The organism is Streptomyces sp. NPDC007907 (genome assembly GCF_042959365.1).
Taxonomy (GTDB): domain Bacteria; phylum Actinomycetota; class Actinomycetes; order Streptomycetales; family Streptomycetaceae; genus Streptomyces; species Streptomyces indiaensis.
On the sequence record NZ_JBIBKR010000002.1, the window covers coordinates 64,573 to 80,678 of the forward strand.

The following is a 16,106-nucleotide window of genomic DNA, read 5'->3' on the forward strand; positions in this document are numbered from 1 at the left end:
CCCCCTCGTGAGCACCGAAGCGTACGTGTACGACGCGATCCGCACCCCGCGCGGCCGCGGCAAGGCCAACGGCGCCCTGCACGGCACCAAGCCCATCGACCTGGTCGTCGGACTCATCCACGAGATCCGCGCCCGCTTCCCGGACCTCGACCCGGCCGCCGTCGACGACATCGTCCTCGGCGTCGTCGGCCCGGTCGGCGACCAGGGCTCCGACATCGCGCGCATCGCGGCCATCGCCGCCGGGCTGCCCGACACCGTCGCGGGCGTCCAGGAGAACCGCTTTTGCGCCTCGGGCCTGGAGGCCGTCAACCTGGCCGCCGCGAAGGTCCGTTCCGGCTGGGAGGACCTCGTCCTGGCCGGTGGTGTCGAGTCGATGTCCCGCGTGCCGATGGCCTCCGACGGAGGTGCCTGGTTCAACGACCCGATGACCAACCTCCAGGTCAACTTCGTGCCGCAGGGCATCGGCGCCGACCTCATCGCCACCATCGAGGGCTTCTCCCGCCGGGACGTCGACGAGTACGCCGCGCTCTCCCAGGAGCGGGCCGCCACCGCCATGAAGGACGGTCGCTTCGAGCGGTCCGTCGTCCCCGTTAAGGACCGCAACGGGCTCGTCGTCCTCGACCGCGACGAGTTCCCGCGCCCCGGCACCACCGCCGACTCCCTCGCGGGGCTCAAGCCGTCCTTCGCCGACATCGGCGAACTCGGCGGTTTCGACGCCGTCGCGCTCCAGCAGTACCACTGGGTGGAGAAGATCGACCACGTCCACCACGCGGGCAACTCCTCCGGCATCGTCGACGGCGCCTCGCTCGTCGCGATCGGCTCCAAGGAGGTCGGCGAGCGCTACGGCCTCACCCCCCGCGCGCGGATCGTCTCCGCCGCCGTCTCCGGCTCCGAGCCGACCATCATGCTCACCGGCCCCGCCCCGGCCACCCGCAAGGCCCTCGCCAAGGCAGGCCTGACCATCGACGACATCGACCTCGTCGAGATCAACGAAGCGTTCGCGGCGGTCGTGCTGCGCTTCGTGAGGGACATGGGCCTGTCCCTGGACAAGGTCAACGTCAACGGCGGCGCGATCGCGCTCGGCCACCCCCTCGGCGCGACCGGCGCGATGATCCTCGGCACCCTCGTCGACGAACTCGAGCGCCAGGACAAGCGCTACGGCCTCGCCACGCTGTGCGTCGGCGGCGGCATGGGCGTCGCCACGGTCGTCGAGCGCATCTGACCCCCTCCCGACGGATCACACGGAGCACCTCCACATGAGCACTGAGTCCACCACCATCCGCTGGGAACAGGACCGCACCGGCCTCGTCACCCTGGTCATCGACGACCCGAACCAGTCCGCGAACACCATGAACCAGGCGTTCCGCGACTCCCTCGCCGCCGTCACCGACCGCCTGGAGGCCGAGAAGGACTCCATCCGGGGCGTCATCATCACCTCCGCCAAGAAGACCTTCTTCGCCGGCGGCGACCTGCGCGACCTCATCCGCGTCACACCCGAGACCGCCCAGGAGCTGTTCGACGGCGGCATGGCCATCAAGCGGAACCTGCGCCGCATCGAGACCCTCGGCAAGCCCGTCGTCGCCGCCCTCAACGGCGCGGCCCTCGGCGGCGGTTACGAGATCGCCCTGGCCTGCCACCACCGCGTCGCCCTCGACGCACCCGGCTCCAAGATCGGCTGCCCCGAGGTCACCCTCGGCCTGCTCCCCGGAGGCGGCGGCGTCGTCCGCACCGTCCGTCTGCTCGGTATCGCCGACGCCCTGCTGAAGGTTCTCCTCCAGGGCACCCAGTACACCCCGCGCCGCGCCCTGGACAACGGCCTCGTCGACGAGGTGGCCGACAGCCACGAGGACATGCTCGCCAAGGCCCGGGCCTTCATCGACGCCAACCCCGAGGCCCAGCAGCCCTGGGACAAGCCGGGCTACCGCATCCCGGGCGGCACGCCGGCCAACCCCAAGTTCGCCGCGAACCTGCCCGCCTTCCCCGCCACCCTGCGCAAGCAGACGGGCGGCGCCCCCTACCCGGCCCCGCGCAACATCCTGGCCGCCGCCGTCGAGGGCTCCCAGGTCGACTTCGAGACCGCGCAGGTCATCGAGGCCCGCTACTTCGTGGACCTCGCGGCCGGACAGACCTCGAAGAACATGATCCAGGCGTTCTTCTTCGACCTCCAGGCCGTCAACTCCGGCGCGAACCGCCCCAAGGGCGTCGAGCCCCGCAGGGTCCGCAAGGCCGCCGTCCTCGGCGCCGGGATGATGGGCGCCGGCATCGCCTACTCCTGCGCCCGCGCCGGCATCGACGTCGTCCTGAAGGACGTCTCCCTGGAGGCGGCCCTCAAGGGCAAGGCCTACTCCGAGAAGCTGTGCGCCAAGGCCGTCTCCAAGGGCCGTATGACCCAGGAGAAGGCCGACGCGCTGCTCGCGCGCATCACCCCGACCGCCGAGGTCCAGGACCTGGCCGGCTGTGACGCCGTGATCGAGGCGGTCTTCGAGGACACCTCCCTCAAGCACAAGGTGTTCCAGGAGATCCAGAACGTCGTCGCCCCCGACGCGCTGCTGTGCTCCAACACCTCCACCCTGCCCATCACCGCCCTCGCCGAAGGCGTCGAGCGCCAGGGCGACTTCATCGGCCTGCACTTCTTCTCGCCCGTCGACAAGATGCCGCTCGTCGAGATCATCAAGGGCGAGCGCACCGGAGATGAGGCCCTCGCCCGGGCCTTCGACCTGGTCCGGCAGATCAACAAGACGCCGATCGTCGTCAACGACTCGCGCGGCTTCTTCACCTCCCGCGTCATCGGCCACTTCATCAACGAGGGCGTCGCCATGGTCGGCGAGGGCATCGAGCCCGCCTCCGTCGAACAGGCCGCCGCGCAGGCCGGTTACCCGGCCAAGGTGCTGTCCCTCATGGACGAATTGACCCTGACCCTGCCCCGCAAGATCCGGGCCGAGTCGAAGCGGGCGGTCGAGGAGGCGGGCGGCACCTGGACGGCCCACCCGGCCGAGGCCGTCATCGACCGCATGGTCGACGAGTTCGGCCGCACCGGCCGCAGCGGCGGCGCCGGCTTCTACGACTACGGCGACGACGGCAAGCGCACCGGCCTGTGGCCCGGGCTGCGCGAGCACTACACCAAGCCGGGGTACCGGATTCCGTTCCGGGACATGCAGGAGCGGATGCTGTTCTCCGAGGCGCTGGACACCGTCCGGCTGCTGGAGGAGGGCGTGCTGACCTCGGTCGCCGACGCCAACATCGGCTCCGTCTTCGGCATCGGCTTCCCCGGCTGGACCGGCGGCGTGCTCCAGTACATCAACGGCTACGAGGGCGGCCTGCCCGGCTTCGTGGCCCGCGCGGGGGAACTCGCCGAGCGGTACGGCGAGCGCTTCGCCCCGCCCGCGCTGCTGGTGGAGAAGGCGGACAAGGGGGAGCGGTTCAGCGACTCAGACCGCGTCTGACCCGCCGGAGTCCGAAGGCCCGGTGAGCCACTCGCCCAGCTCTTCCTTCAGCGACCGCTGAAAGGCGGTGAGCAGCGCCTGCACCACCAGCGGGTGCATGTGCGCGGACAGGGACCGCACGTCCTGCGCGTCCCGCTCCGCCACCTCACCGCGGAAGAGCCGGGACAGCTCCCGGGCCGCGGCGTGCGCATGCTCGACGAGCAGGGTGCGCGCCGCGGAGATCGCCTCCTGCGAGAGCGGCACGTCCAGCAGTCCGGCGCCCAGCCGGAGCAGACCGAGGTCGGCCTCGTAGCCGCCGTCCGCGGGCCGGACCACGCCCATGGCCGCGAGCCGTTCGACGTCCTCGCCGGCCAGTGGCCGTCCGGCCCGCCGCTCCAGTTCCGCCCGGGTGACGGTCTCGACGGTCTCCGGCGCCCAGGAGGCCACCACGGCCCGGTGGATGGCGAGGTCGCGCGCGCTCAGGTCCGACGGCAGCTGCCGCAGGTAGCGCTCGATGCCCGCCAGTGTCATGCCCTGCTGCTGCAGTTCCTCGATGAGCGCCAGCCGGGCCAGGTGCTCACGCCCGTAGTGCCCCACCCGCCGCGGACCGAGCACCGGCGGGGGCAGCAGCCCCTTGGTGCCGTAGAAGCGGACCGTGCGCACGGTGACACCGGCCCGGGCCGCCAGCTCGTCGATCGTGAGGGTCGGCTCCTCGGTGTCGGTCGTCATGTGAAGCAGTATCGCTGTCTCACCACTGCTGTGAAACCACCCGGATCCCGGGGACGGCAGTGTGAGAAGTCGCGCTCTGTGACGTACGCCACCGCGTGAGCCGCAGAGCGTGGGGGAAGGTGGCCCCTTGGTCTGTGCCTTTACCGAGGGCACGGACCTTATGTACGTCCGGAAGCCGAGCGCGACCCGCTCGGGCACACCAGAGAGTGGATCCACCGTGAGCAAGGACGCCGTGAACACGGCTGCGGCCACGCCGCGTACCGATGCGGCCGCAGTGCCCGCGGACGCGGGCGACGCCGGGTACAGCAAGGACCTCAAGGCCCGCCACGTCAACATGATCGCCATCGGAGGCGCGATCGGCACCGGACTGTTCCTGGGCGCGGGCGGCCGCCTTCACAACGCGGGCCCGGCCCTCGCGATCGCCTACCTGGTGTGCGGCGTCTTCGCCTTCTTCGTGGTCAAGGCCCTCGGTGAGCTCGTGCTCTACCGCCCCTCCTCGGGCTCCTTCGTGTCGTACGCGCGTGAGTTCCTCGGTGAGAAGGGCGCGTACGTCGCAGGCTGGATGTACTTCCTGAACTGGTCGACGACCGGTATCGCCGACATCACCGCGATCGCGCTCTACACGCACTACTGGAGCCTGTTCACCGACATCCCGCAGTGGGTGCTCGCGCTGGTCGCCCTCGCGGTGGTCCTGGCGGTGAACCTGATCTCGGTGAAGATCTTCGGCGAGATGGAGTTCTGGTTCGCGATCATCAAGGTCGCCACCCTCGTCGGCTTCATGCTGATCGGCATCTTCCTGCTCGCCACGCAGCACGAGGTGGGCGGCCAGACCCCGGGCCTGAGCGTCATCACCGACAACGGCGGCGTCTTCCCGCACGGCATGATGCCGGTCGTCCTGGTCATGCAGGGTGTGATCTTCGCGTACGCGGCGCTGGAGCTGGTCGGTGTCGCCGCGGGCGAGACCGCGGAGCCGGAGAAGGTCGTCCCGCGCGCGGTGAACTCGATCATGTGGCGCGTGGGTCTGTTCTACGTCGGCTCGGTCGTCCTGCTGGCCCTGCTGCTGCCCGGTTCGGTCTACTCGGCCGACCAGAGCCCCTTCGTCACGGTGCTGTCGAAGATCGGCGTCCCGGCCGCGGGTGACGTGATGAACCTGGTGGTCCTGACCGCCGCCATGTCCTCCCTCAACTCGGGCCTCTACTCCACGGGCCGGATCCTGCGCTCCATGGCGATGGCGGGCTCCGCCCCCAAGTTCACCGCACGTATGAACCGCAGCCAGGTTCCCTACGGCGGCATCCTGCTGACCTGCGGGGTGTGCGTGCTCGGCGTCGGCCTGAACTTCCTGGTGCCGGCCCAGGCCTTCGAGATCGTGCTGAACGTGGCCTCCCTGGGCATCATCAGCACCTGGGTGATCATCATGGTGTGCCACCTGGTCTTCGTCCGGCGCGCGAAGGCGGGCCTGATCAGCCGCCCCTCCTTCCGGCTCCCGGGCACCCCGGTCACGGAGATCGCCACGATCGTCTTCCTGCTGGCCTGCCTCGGCATGATGTGGAACGACCCCGAGGTCGGCCGCAGGACCCTCCTGCTCATCCCTCTGATCGCAGCCATGCTGGTCGCCGGCTGGTTCGGCGTCCGCCGCAGGGTCTCCCGGACGGCGGACCAGGAACTGTCCCAGCTGACGAAGTAGCGGCCGGGGCCACTGTCAGTGGCCCCGCCTGATCCAGGAGCGGCCGGTGCGGCCGGGGACAGGCGTGACCGTGTACGACCCTCGGACGGGGCGGCTCAGCCCTGGCTGTCGAAGGCCGCTGTCAGGCACGCGGCGAGGCGGTGGGCGAGGGTGCCGTCGGGGTCCAGGCGGGGGTTGAAGATCGTGACGGTCAGGCCGGCGGCGCCGCCCGCGAACAGGGCCGTGCGCAGCACGGTCTCCAGGTCCTGCCAGGTCAGCCCGTCGGGCTGCCGGTAGTCGACGGCGGGCATGACCGCGTCGTCCAGGACGTCGACGTCGAGATGGATCCAGTACCCGGCGCCCGTGCCGTTGCCGGTCAGCAGTCGCACGGCGCGCCGGGCCGCCTCGGCTGCCCCCAGGGCGCGCACGGTGTGCAGCTCCAGCGCGTGCAGCGCGGGCGGCAGCGGCTGCATCCCGTATGCCGCGGACTCCTCCGCGTCCCGGAATCCCAGGGCGACGACGTCCTCGTCCCGCACGAGCGGGCCCCGGCCCTCCAGATCGGCCAGCACCCGCGGGCCGCGCCCGGTGACCAGCGCGAGTTCCATGGAGGCCACCTCGCCGGCCGGCTCGGCCGAGGGCTGGTAGAAGTCGCTGTGGCCGTCCAGGAAGAGCAGACCGTGCCGGTCGCGGCGACGCAGCGCGAGCAGGGTGCCGAGCAGCACGCTGCAGTCGCCGCCGAGCACGACGGGGAACCCGCCGGCGTCGAGGACCTCACCCACGGCATCGGCCAGCGCGACGGAGTACGCCGCGATGCCGTCCCCGTTCAGAACCCCCGTGACCGGGTCCCGCTCCGGGGCGTACGGAGGCGGCTCGACCCGGCCCGCGCGCACGGCTCCGAGCCCCTCGGCCAGCCCCGCCCCGAGCAGCGCCTCCGGCAACTCCTCCACGCCGGTGGGGCGCAGCCCGAGCACGGAAGGGGCCTCGACGATCACCACGTCCCGCACGCCCGGCTCCTCGGTCAGCCGCCCTGTTCAGCCGCCGGCCCCAGACGACCGGCGCGCATGGGCCCACGGTAGAGCGAAAGCCGAGCCCAACACGTCAGCCCGCCCCGCGCGTCAGCCCGTGCCCCGCGTGTCAGCCCGCGCCCGCGCGTCAGCCCGCACCCGCGTGTCAGCCCGTGCCCCGCGCGTCAGCCAGCACCCGCGTGTCAGCCCGTGCCCCGCGCGTCAGCCAGCACCCGCGTGTCAGCCCGCGCCCGCGGGTATGGCCGCGCCCCGCGCGTCAGGAGCGGGTCAGTGGCCGTGTGCCCCGTTCGTCGCGGCGATCCGCTTCCACGACTTGGGCTGGGTGACGCCCTTCGCCGTCTTGGCCACCGCGGCGGCGCGAGCCGCCGGCACCCCCGGCTTCGACGGCTGGTACAGCCAGGTGTCGAAGAGCGCGGCCAGCGGCTTGCCCGAGACCTCCTCCGCGTACCGCCGGAAATCCGCCACCGAGGCGTTGCCGTGGGCGTACGTCGACGGCCAGCCCTTGAGGATCGCGAAGAAGGCCTCGTCGCCGACCTTGTTGCGCAGCGCCTGGACGGCCAGTGCGCCACGGTCGTAGACCGCGATGTCGAACTGGTTCTCCGGCCCGGGATCCCCGGGCTTCACCGTCCAGAACGGGTCGTCGGCGGGGTGCGAGGCGTACACGTAGTCGGCGAGTTCCTGCGCCGTGCCCTCGCCCTCGTGCTCGGACCACAGCCACTGCGCGTACCGCGCGAACCCCTCGTTGATCCAGATGTCCTTCCAGCCCTTGAGCGACACCTCGTCGCCGTACCACTGGTGGGCCAGCTCATGGACGACGACCGACACGTTCGACCCGTTCGCGAACTGCCGCGGGCTGTAGAACGGCCTGGTCTGGGTCTCCAGCGCGTACCCGGTGTTCGTGTTCGGCACGTACCCGCCGAGCGCGCTGTACGGATACGGCCCGAAGTACCCGGCCAGCCAGTCCGCGATCTCCCCGGTCCGTTCGATGCTCGCCCGCGCCGCCCCGGCGTTCGCGCCGAGGTCCTTGCTGTAGGCGTTGAGGACCGGGATGCCGCCCTCGGTCGTGCCGGTCGTGATGTCGAACTTCCCGACCGCGAGCGTGGCGAGGTACGTGGCCTGCGGCTTGTCGGACCGCCAGTTCCAGCGGGTCCAGCCGAGCTTCGAACTCGTCGACTGGAGCGTGCCGTTGGAGATGGCCTGGGTGCCGTCCGGGACCAGCACGGAGACGTCGTAGGTCGCCTTGTCCAGCGGATGGTCGTTGGCGGGGAACCACCACGCGGCCGCCTCCGGCTCGTTCGCCGCGACACCCCCGTCCGGGGTGCGGTGCCAGCTGGTGAAGCCGAAGGCCCGCTTCGACGACGGCACCCCGCGGTAGCGCACCACGACCGTGACGGGCGCGCCCTTGGCCAGCGGCGTCTTCGGCGTGATCTCCAGCTCCTGCTCGCCCGAGGTCCTGAACGAGGCCTTCGCCCCGTTGACGCGCACCTCGCCGACGTCCAGCAAAAAGTCCAGGTTGAAGCTCGTCAGGTCCTGCGTGGCGCGGGCCACGAGCGTCGCCGTGCCCTCCAGTTCGTCCGTGGCCGGCTGGTACTTCAGCCGGAGGTCGTAGTGCGAGACGTCGTATCCGCCGTTGCCGTAGGCCGGGTAGTAGGGGTCGCCGATACCCGGCGCACCGGGGGAGAGGGGCGCGGCCGATGCCGGGGTCGCCAGCAGGAGAACGGCCGCCGCCAGGGCTCCCGGCGCGATGATTCTGCGGTGCACGCAAGGCTCCAAGTCGTAGGGTCCCGAGGTCTTCCGGGGTCTGTCCGGAGCCTATTGACTCCCTGTGCCCCTGATCATGTCCATGGCCCCCGCTGTCACACGATCGCCATTCGGCCGACATGAAGCACCCGCCCCGACCGTTCGATCGGGACACGCCGGTCCGTCAGCTGCCCTCTTCTGCACAGGAGTTCACCGATGTAGCGTCCGGCGCATGCCGAAACGCACGCGCTTCACGACCTGGAGACCGCTCGCGACGGCGGCCACGGCCGCCCTCTTGGCCACGCTTGTCACCCCCGCGGCCGCACAGGCCGCACCGGCCGCCCCGCGCGGGAGCGAACCCGTCCACTCCTACGAGAACGCCATCCGCGAGGCCGTCTGGGTGGACACCGGGCTCGACGGCGACCGCGACGGAAGGACCGACCGGGTCGCCGTCGACATCGTCCGCCCCCGCGAACCCGCCCGGCAGGGCCGCAAGGTCCCCGTCATCATGGACGCCAGCCCGTACTACTCCTGCTGCGGGCGCGGCAACGAGAGCCAGAAGAAGACGTACGACGCGCAGGGCCGTGTCGCACAGATGCCGCTGTACTACGACAACTACTTCGTGCCGCGCGGCTACGCCTTCGTCGGCGTGGACCTGGCCGGAACCAATCGCTCCGACGGCTGCGTCGACGTCGGCGGCCGTTCCGACATCCAGTCCGCGAAGGCCGTCGTCGACTGGCTGAACGGCCGCGCCAAGGCCTACACGAGCCGCACCGGCACCACCCGCGCCCAGGCCGGCTGGACCAACGGCCGCACCGGCATGATCGGCAAGAGCTGGGACGGCACCATCGCCAACGGCGTCGCCGCCACCGGCGTCAAGGGCCTGAAGACCATCGTCCCGATCAGCGCCATCTCCTCCTGGTACGACTACTACTTCCAGCAGGGCGCGCCCCTCTACGACTCCGGCCCCGAGTGGCTGTCGGACTACGTCGACAGCCCCGACGCCCGCGCCAAGTGCCAGGCGGTCCAGCAGAAGCTCGTCGACGGCGCCCCGCGCACCGGCGACTGGACCCCGCTGTGGACCGAGCGCGACTACGTGAAGGCCGCGCGCAAGGTCACGGCCAGCGTCTTCCTGGTCCACGGCATGCAGGACCTCAACGTCCGCATGAAGCACGTCGGCCAGTGGTGGAACGCCCTCGCGAAGAACGGCGTCGAGCGCAAGATCTGGCTGTCGCAGACCGGCCACGTCGACCCCTTCGACTTCCGGCGCGGCGCATGGGTCGATACGCTGCACCGCTGGTTCGACCACGAACTCATGGGTATCGACAACGGCATCGACCGCGAGCCCATGGCCGACGTCGAGCGTGCCCCCGACCGGTGGCAGACCTCCAGGACCTGGCCGCCGAGCGGCACCCGGGCCGCCACTCTGCGTCCCGGCCGGGGCTCCCAGGCCGGCGTCGGCACCCTCGGACTGCACCCCGGCCACGGCACCGAGACCTTCACCGACGACCCGAAGCTGAGCGAGACCGACTGGGCCGCGCAGGTCGACAGGCCGACACCCGAGAAGGCCGGTTTCAGCGCCGGACCGCTCACCCGCGACCTGCGCCTGGCCGGCTCCTCCCGGGTCACCGTCACCGCCACGCCCTCCACCCCGACGGCTCACCTCTCCGCCGTCCTCGTGGACGTCGGCCCCGCCACCATCCGCGACTACACCGACGCGGGCGAGGGCATCACCACCCTCACGAACCGCACCTGCTGGGGCCCGAGCACCACCGGCGACAGCTCCTGCTTCAAGGAGACGAAGGCGAAGACCGCCGACGTCGGCTACACGGTCGTCAGCCGCGGCTGGGCCGACCTCGGCAACCACGCCTCCGACCACAGGGGCTCCCCGCTCACCCCCGGCAAGCGGTACACGATCACCCTCGACCTCGCGGCGACCGACCACGTCGTCCCGAAGGGCCACCGCCTCGCCCTGATCGTCGGGGGCACGGACCAGGGCCTCATCGACCCTCCCGCCGACAAGCCGAAGCTCACGCTCGACCTCGCCCGCACCTCGGCGCGTGTCCCGTTCACCGGCGGGGCCGCGGCCTTCGCGCGCGCCACCACGGGCACCGCGACCGCCACCCCCGACGCCACGTACCTGGACGGCGTTCGGGAGCCACGCACCACGCACCGCGTCCCGGAGGGAACCCGGTGACCCGCGCCGGCGCCCTCTTCCTGACCACCGCCGCCCTCACGGCCTGCCTGGTCACCGCCCCGGCCCAGGCGTCCTCCGACTCCCCGCCGCGCACCGGCTTCGAGCAGTCCGACGGCGCCCGCTGGACCACCCAGCGCGAGGAGCAGGACTTCCTCGGAGCCGTCGACCGGTCGAGCAGGCGCGTCTCCGTGACCCGGTTCGGCACGACGAAGCAGGACCGCCCGCTCCAGCTGGTGCGGATCGGCAACCGCCCGAGCCCCGACAAGGTGCTGCTCGTCTGCAGCCAGCACGGCGACGAACCCTCCGGCCGCGAGGCCTGCCTGACCACCGTCCGCGACCTCGCGTACGCCCGCGACAGCCGCACCCGGCGCTTCCTGGACCGCACCACGGTCCTGGTCGTGCCCACCGCCAACCCGGACGGCCGGGCCGCGAACACCCGCGGCAACAGCGACGGCGTCGACATCAACCGTGACCACCTCGCCCTGAAGACCGCCGAGGGCCGCGCCCTGGCCGCCGTCATCCGCGACCAGCGCCCCGACCTCGTCTACGACCTGCACGAGTACGGCGCCACACCCCGGTTCTACGACAAGGACCTCTTCGACCTGTGGCCGCGCAACCTCAACACCAACAAGGCGGTCCACGACGAGGCCAGGACCCTGTCGGAGGCGTACGTCCGGCCGGCGGCCCGCAGGGCCGGGCACTCGACCGGGACCTACGGCATCTGGACCGACCCCGAGACCGGTGAGCCGGTCAAGCAGGTCGCCGGAGATGGACAGGAGCGCATTCTGCGCAACATGTCCGGCGTGAAGCACTCCGTCGGGCTGCTCATCGAGAGCCGCGTCGACCCGCTCACCGAGGCGGAGAAGGCGGACGAGTCACTCAACAACCGGCGCCGGGTCACCTCCCAACTGGACGCGCTCCGGGTCGTGTTCGGATACACCGATGAGCGCCGGGCGCGCATCGAGGCGACGACGGCGCGGGCCCGGCTCGAGGGCTACGCCGACACCGGTCCCGTCTACGTCGGCGGTGCCGACAACGATCCACCCGAACCAGAAGAAATCATCCCGAACCCGCCCTGTGGCTACCGGCTCACGGCCGCCCAGTACGCCGAGGTCGGCGACGAACTCGCCCTGCACGGCGTGCGGGTGCGCAAGGACCGCGACGGCGTGCTCGTCCCGCTGCGCCAGCCCCTGCGGGCACTCGTGCCGCTGCTGCTCGACGACCGGGCCGAGTACCACCTGACCGGAGGTTCATCCGAAACCGCTTGTCGAGAGGGGTGAAATTCCGCCACACGTGGTAGCAGCGTTACGAGGACCCGCGTCCTCACCTGCTGTCCCGATGAAAGGTGCCGCCTGTGACGCAAGAACGACCAAGCGACAAGGACTCCCCGGAGGGAGCCACGCTGCCGGGGTCGGAAGCGGGTCTGCCCGGGCAGGACCGGCCGCAGACCGACCGCATCGTCTTCGGCGTCACGGCGGCCCTCACGCTCGCCTTCGTGATCTGGGGCGCGACGGCGACCGACTCGCTGGAAGACGTCTCCACCAGCATGCTCGGCGGGCTGATGCACAACGGCGGCTGGGCGTTCATGCTCGCCGCCTCCGGCTTCGTCGTCTTCGCCCTCTGGCTCGCGATCAGCCGCTACGGCCGTATCCACCTCGGAGCGGAGGGCGAGGAGCCCGAGTTCCGCACCGTGTCGTGGGTCGCGATGATGTTCAGCGCGGGCATGGGCATCGGCCTGATGTTCTACGGCGTGAGCGAGCCGCTGTCCCACTACGGCACGCCCCCGCCGGGCACGAACCCGGCCGACTCCGGCGAGCGCATGGAGACGGCCATGGCCACCACCCTGTTCCACTGGACGCTCCATCCGTGGGCGATCTATGCGGTGGTCGGCCTCGCCATCGCCTACAGCACCTTCCGCAGGCGCCGCCGGCAGACCATCAGTGCGGTGTTCACCCCGCTCATCGGCAGGAAGAACGCCAACGGCGGCATCGGCCGGGCCATCGACGTCCTCGCGATCATCGCGACCGTCTTCGGCTCCGCCGCCTCGCTTGGCCTGGGCGCGCTTCAGATCGGCTCCGGTGTGCAGGAGCTGAAGTGGATGGACAAGGTGAGCACCGGGCTGCTCGTCACGATCATCGCGGTGCTGACCCTGGCCTTCGTCGCGTCCGCGATCTCCGGTGTGGAGAAGGGCATCCAGTGGCTGTCCAACACCAACATGGTGCTGGCGCTGATCCTCGCCCTGTTCGTGTTCGTGGCGGGCCCGACCATCATCGTCCTGGACCTGCTGCCCACCTCGGTCTTCGCCTACCTCGGCGACCTTCCCCAGCTGGCCGGCCGGACCGAGGCGAGCGGCGGCGAGGGCGTCGCCGACTGGCTGGGCAGCTGGACGGTCTTCTACTGGGCGTGGTGGATCTCCTGGACGCCGTTCGTCGGCATGTTCATCGCCCGCATCAGCCGCGGCCGTACGATCCGCCAGTTCGTCGGCGGTGTCATCCTCGTGCCCAGCACGGTCAGCCTGATCTGGTTCGCGATCTTCGGCGGCTCGGCGATGAAGATGAAGGAGGAGGGGCAGCTCGGCAAGGAGGCGACCCCGGAGGGCCAGCTCTTCGACGTGCTCCAGCAGTTCCCCATCGCCACCGTCACGAGCCTGCTCGTGATGATCCTCGTCGGCATCTTCTTCGTCTCGGGCGCCGATGCGGCCTCCATCGTCATGGGCACCCTGTCGCAGAAGGGCGCGCTCGAACCCGGCCGCTTCGTGGTCGTGTTCTGGGGCGTGGTCACCGGTGCGGTGGCCGCGATCATGCTGCTGGTCGGCAGCGGTCAGGGGGATGCGCTGACCGGTCTGCAGAACCTCACGATCCTCGCGGCCGCGCCGTTCGTCGTCGTGATGATCTTCATGTGCGTCGCCCTCATGCGCGACCTGCGCCGGGACCCGGTGATCGTGCGCGAGCAGATGGGCTCCGAGGCCGTCGAAATGGCCGTCATGGAAGGCCACAAGAAGTACGACGGTGAGTTCGAGTTCCGTGTCGGCCCGGGCCGCGGCCCGGACGTCGAGGGAGACCCGATCGGCAAGCACTGATCCGCACGGCAGCGGGCGGCCCGGGTTCCACGTACTCGGGCCGCCCGTGCGTCTCGCCGGCCGGCTCGCGTCGGCACGCGCCCCGCGTGGAGTGGTGGGCATCGGTTCCGGGTGGCCAGGATGGTGCGGCGATGCGGACCGTATGTGGCGGCTCACGCCGTTCTCCGTGCCCCTGGCGGGGCGCCGCCCGCCTCAGCCCGAGACCAGCCGGGCGGCCTCCTGCGCGCACCCCCAGGCCACGGTGACGCCCGCGCCGCCGTGGCCGTAGTTGTGCACCAGCAGCCGCCCGTCCGGCAGGGTGTCCCGCTCCAGCCGGACCGCGGGCCGGGTGGGCCTGAGGCCCACCCGGTGCCCCAGCACCCGGGCCCCGGCGACCTCCGGCCGCAGGGCCGCACAGCGGCGGACGATCGCCTCGGCCGTCGCGGGGTCGGGCTCCAGCGACCACGCGTCCTCCTCGGAGGTACCGCCGAGGACGAGCCCGCCCGGCTGCGGGAACAGGTACGCATGGTCCCCGGCCGCGTCGGTGGAGACCAGCCAGGTGTCGATCCCGGGGTTCTCCACGACGACCAACTGCCCCCGCACCGGCCGCACGGAAGGGTCCGGCACGAGCTCCCGCGCGGCGAGACCCGTGCAGTTGACCACGACCGGCGCGTCCACCTCCGCGAGGGCGGACACCGTACGCGTCTCGATCACGCCGCCCGCCGCGACGAACCGCTCCCGCAGCCACGGCAGATGGACCGGCATGTCGATGAGCGGCAGCCTCGCCCACAGGCCTGTGCCCGGGTACTCGTCGGCCGTGGCCGTCCGCAGCCCCGGCACCCGGCCCGCCAGCCACGCGTCGGCCTCGTCGAGGAGGGTCTCGCCCTGTACCCCTTCGACCATCCGTACGCCGGCCGGTTCGGTCCCCGCAGCCAGCTCCTCGTACACCTCCAGCGACCGCAGCGCCCACGCCCGTGCCGTCGCGAGCGGCTCGATCCGGTACGGCCACCACAGCGCGCCCGCAACGGCGGAGGTGGTCGCCCCGACGGCGTCCCGCGTCCACACCCGCACCCGCCGGCCCCGCTCCGCCAGGGCCAGGGCGGTCGTCAGCCCGATCACCCCGCCGCCGACCACCACGATCTCGCCACTCAGCTCACTCGACATGCCGGGACCGTAGCGGAATCCGTCATGCCGTGCTCACATCACGCGCAGTGTGGGGATACTCACCGTATGTGTGCCGAGTACGCGACCTTCGGCCTGGCGCCCGCGATGCGAGCCGGGGGAGTCCACAGCGACGGTGGTTACCGGGTCCACCGGGATTTCGTCGACTTCATCGTCGACGGACGCCCCCTGTTGTTCCGGCTCTCCGACCTCGACGCGGTCTCCCCGCTCGCCTCCGACGTCCCACCCGCGATCTTCATGGCACAGGTCCGCAGCCTGCTCCTGGAGAGCCCGGCCCCGCTGCCCGACGGCCGCTACGTCGTCTACGGCTGTCCCGAGTGCGAGGACCTGGCCTGCGGCGCCGTCACCGCGGTGATCCGCAGCGACGGCGAGGACGTCATCTGGCAGGACTTCGCCTGGCAGACCGACGACCACGCCGACCTGGAGCTCAACGGCTACCACGGCATCGGCCCGTTCCGCTTCCGCGGCCCCGAGTACCGGACGGCGCTCGGCGCCCTGCTGAACGGCTCCGCGCCCGACCCCCGGCGCCGTGTCCTGCTGATCGGCGCCCGTGCCGTCGTCCTCGCCAAGCTGGCCGCCGCCTTACGCACCATCGGCGTCGGCGCCGACATCGCCCAGGACGCCGACGGCGTACCCGCCGACGAACTGAGCGGCTACGGCGCCGTCGTCCTCGGTCACGCGGCCGGGGAAAAGGAACGTGCCGCCGTCCGCCGCGCCTTCGAGCGGGCCGGGGTCCCGGTCGCCCACGTCGACGGCCTCGCCCCGATCGTTCCGCTCCTCGTCGCCCAGATCGAACACGCCCTGGACCGCAGCCCGGCCGACCGGCGCCGCCTCACCGGCCTCACCGCGGCCGCGGGCACCGCCGACGTCGAGGTCACCTCCACCTGCCGGGTCACCCTGACCGCGTACCGCCTCGACCGGCTCTCCCGCACCCACACCCACGAGGTCTTCGACGGCGTCCTCGAAGCCGGCCGCCACCGCCTCGCCCTCGACCCGAAGACGGCCAGGGGCCGCTCGTACGTCGTCGCGCGCACCTCCACGAGCGTCCTGGCGGCGGCCGTGCGGCAGTGAGCGGCCCGACGGTTAGGAT

At 71.5% G+C, this 16,106-nt stretch carries 11 protein-coding genes; 7 read left to right on the forward strand and 4 right to left on the reverse strand.

What is annotated here, in order from left to right; all coding sequences use genetic code 11:
- Nucleotides 1–7: 7 nt before the first annotated feature.
- Nucleotides 8–1,222, forward strand: a complete 1,215-nt coding sequence (locus ACFZDI_RS06315; protein ID WP_391248148.1) for an acetyl-CoA C-acetyltransferase — start codon at nucleotides 8–10, stop codon at nucleotides 1,220–1,222.
- 34 nt (nucleotides 1,223–1,256) lie between these two features.
- Entirely contained in the window at nucleotides 1,257–3,443 is a 2,187-nt protein-coding gene (locus ACFZDI_RS06320; protein WP_391248150.1) for a 3-hydroxyacyl-CoA dehydrogenase NAD-binding domain-containing protein, read from the forward strand.
- Here the strand turns inward: ACFZDI_RS06320 and ACFZDI_RS06325 are convergent.
- Entirely contained in the window at nucleotides 3,429–4,151 is a 723-nt protein-coding gene (locus tag ACFZDI_RS06325) for a MerR family transcriptional regulator (protein WP_391248152.1), read from the reverse strand. The two genes, ACFZDI_RS06320 and ACFZDI_RS06325, sit on opposite strands and share 15 nt — an antisense overlap.
- 217 nt (nucleotides 4,152–4,368) lie before the next feature.
- On the opposite strand from ACFZDI_RS06325, the gene ACFZDI_RS06330 reads away from it, so the two are divergent.
- Nucleotides 4,369–5,835, forward strand: a complete 1,467-nt coding sequence (locus tag ACFZDI_RS06330) for an amino acid permease (protein WP_391248154.1) — start codon at nucleotides 4,369–4,371, stop codon at nucleotides 5,833–5,835.
- Nucleotides 5,836–5,930: 95 nt separating this feature from the next.
- Here ACFZDI_RS06330 and ACFZDI_RS06335 read toward each other — a convergent pair whose 3' ends face one another.
- Nucleotides 5,931–6,818: an arginase family protein gene (locus ACFZDI_RS06335; RefSeq protein ID WP_391248156.1), complete on the reverse strand. Its 888-nt coding sequence runs from the start codon at nucleotides 6,816–6,818 to the stop codon at nucleotides 5,931–5,933.
- Between the two features lie 288 nt (nucleotides 6,819–7,106).
- Nucleotides 7,107–8,600, reverse strand: coding sequence for a M1 family aminopeptidase (locus ACFZDI_RS06340; protein ID WP_391248158.1), 1,494 nt, complete (start codon nucleotides 8,598–8,600; stop codon nucleotides 7,107–7,109).
- A gap of 211 nt (nucleotides 8,601–8,811) precedes the next feature.
- Here ACFZDI_RS06340 and ACFZDI_RS06345 point away from each other — a divergent pair, with 211 nt between their 5' ends.
- The 3 genes from ACFZDI_RS06345 to ACFZDI_RS06355 all read left to right on the forward strand — a co-directional run bounded on the left by ACFZDI_RS06345 (nucleotide 8,812) and on the right by ACFZDI_RS06355 (nucleotide 13,855).
- Entirely contained in the window at nucleotides 8,812–10,776 is a 1,965-nt protein-coding gene (locus ACFZDI_RS06345) for a Xaa-Pro dipeptidyl-peptidase (protein WP_391248160.1), read from the forward strand.
- Nucleotides 10,773–12,056, forward strand: a complete 1,284-nt coding sequence (locus ACFZDI_RS06350) for a M14 family zinc carboxypeptidase (protein ID WP_391248162.1) — start codon at nucleotides 10,773–10,775, stop codon at nucleotides 12,054–12,056. Before ACFZDI_RS06345 ends, ACFZDI_RS06350 begins: the two co-directional genes overlap by 4 nt.
- A gap of 74 nt (nucleotides 12,057–12,130) precedes the next feature.
- Entirely contained in the window at nucleotides 12,131–13,855 is a 1,725-nt protein-coding gene (locus ACFZDI_RS06355) for a BCCT family transporter (protein ID WP_234846787.1), read from the forward strand.
- 192 nt (nucleotides 13,856–14,047) lie between these two features.
- Here the strand turns inward: ACFZDI_RS06355 and ACFZDI_RS06360 are convergent, their stop codons facing one another.
- Nucleotides 14,048–14,998, reverse strand: coding sequence for an FAD-dependent oxidoreductase (locus ACFZDI_RS06360; RefSeq protein ID WP_391248164.1), 951 nt, complete (start codon nucleotides 14,996–14,998; stop codon nucleotides 14,048–14,050).
- A gap of 66 nt (nucleotides 14,999–15,064) precedes the next feature.
- Here ACFZDI_RS06360 and ACFZDI_RS06365 point away from each other — a divergent pair, with 66 nt between their 5' ends.
- A complete protein-coding gene (locus tag ACFZDI_RS06365; RefSeq protein ID WP_391248166.1) occupies nucleotides 15,065–16,087 on the forward strand; it encodes an oxidoreductase in 1,023 nt (340 codons plus the stop codon).
- Nucleotides 16,088–16,106 lie beyond the last annotated feature (19 nt).

What these genes read in the sequence shown, in the direction of transcription:
- ACFZDI_RS06320 (WP_391248150.1), top strand. Translation starts at nt 1,257, where the DNA reads ATGAGCACTGAGTCCACCACCATCCGCTGGGAACAGGACCGCACCGGC.
- ACFZDI_RS06325 (WP_391248152.1), bottom strand. Translation starts at nt 4,151, where the DNA reads ATGACGACCGACACCGAGGAGCCGACCCTCACGATCGACGAGCTGGCG.
- ACFZDI_RS06345 (WP_391248160.1), top strand. Translation starts at nt 8,812, where the DNA reads ATGCCGAAACGCACGCGCTTCACGACCTGGAGACCGCTCGCGACGGCG.
- ACFZDI_RS06360 (WP_391248164.1), bottom strand. Translation starts at nt 14,998, where the DNA reads ATGTCGAGTGAGCTGAGTGGCGAGATCGTGGTGGTCGGCGGCGGGGTG.
- ACFZDI_RS06365 (WP_391248166.1), top strand. Translation starts at nt 15,065, where the DNA reads ATGTGTGCCGAGTACGCGACCTTCGGCCTGGCGCCCGCGATGCGAGCC.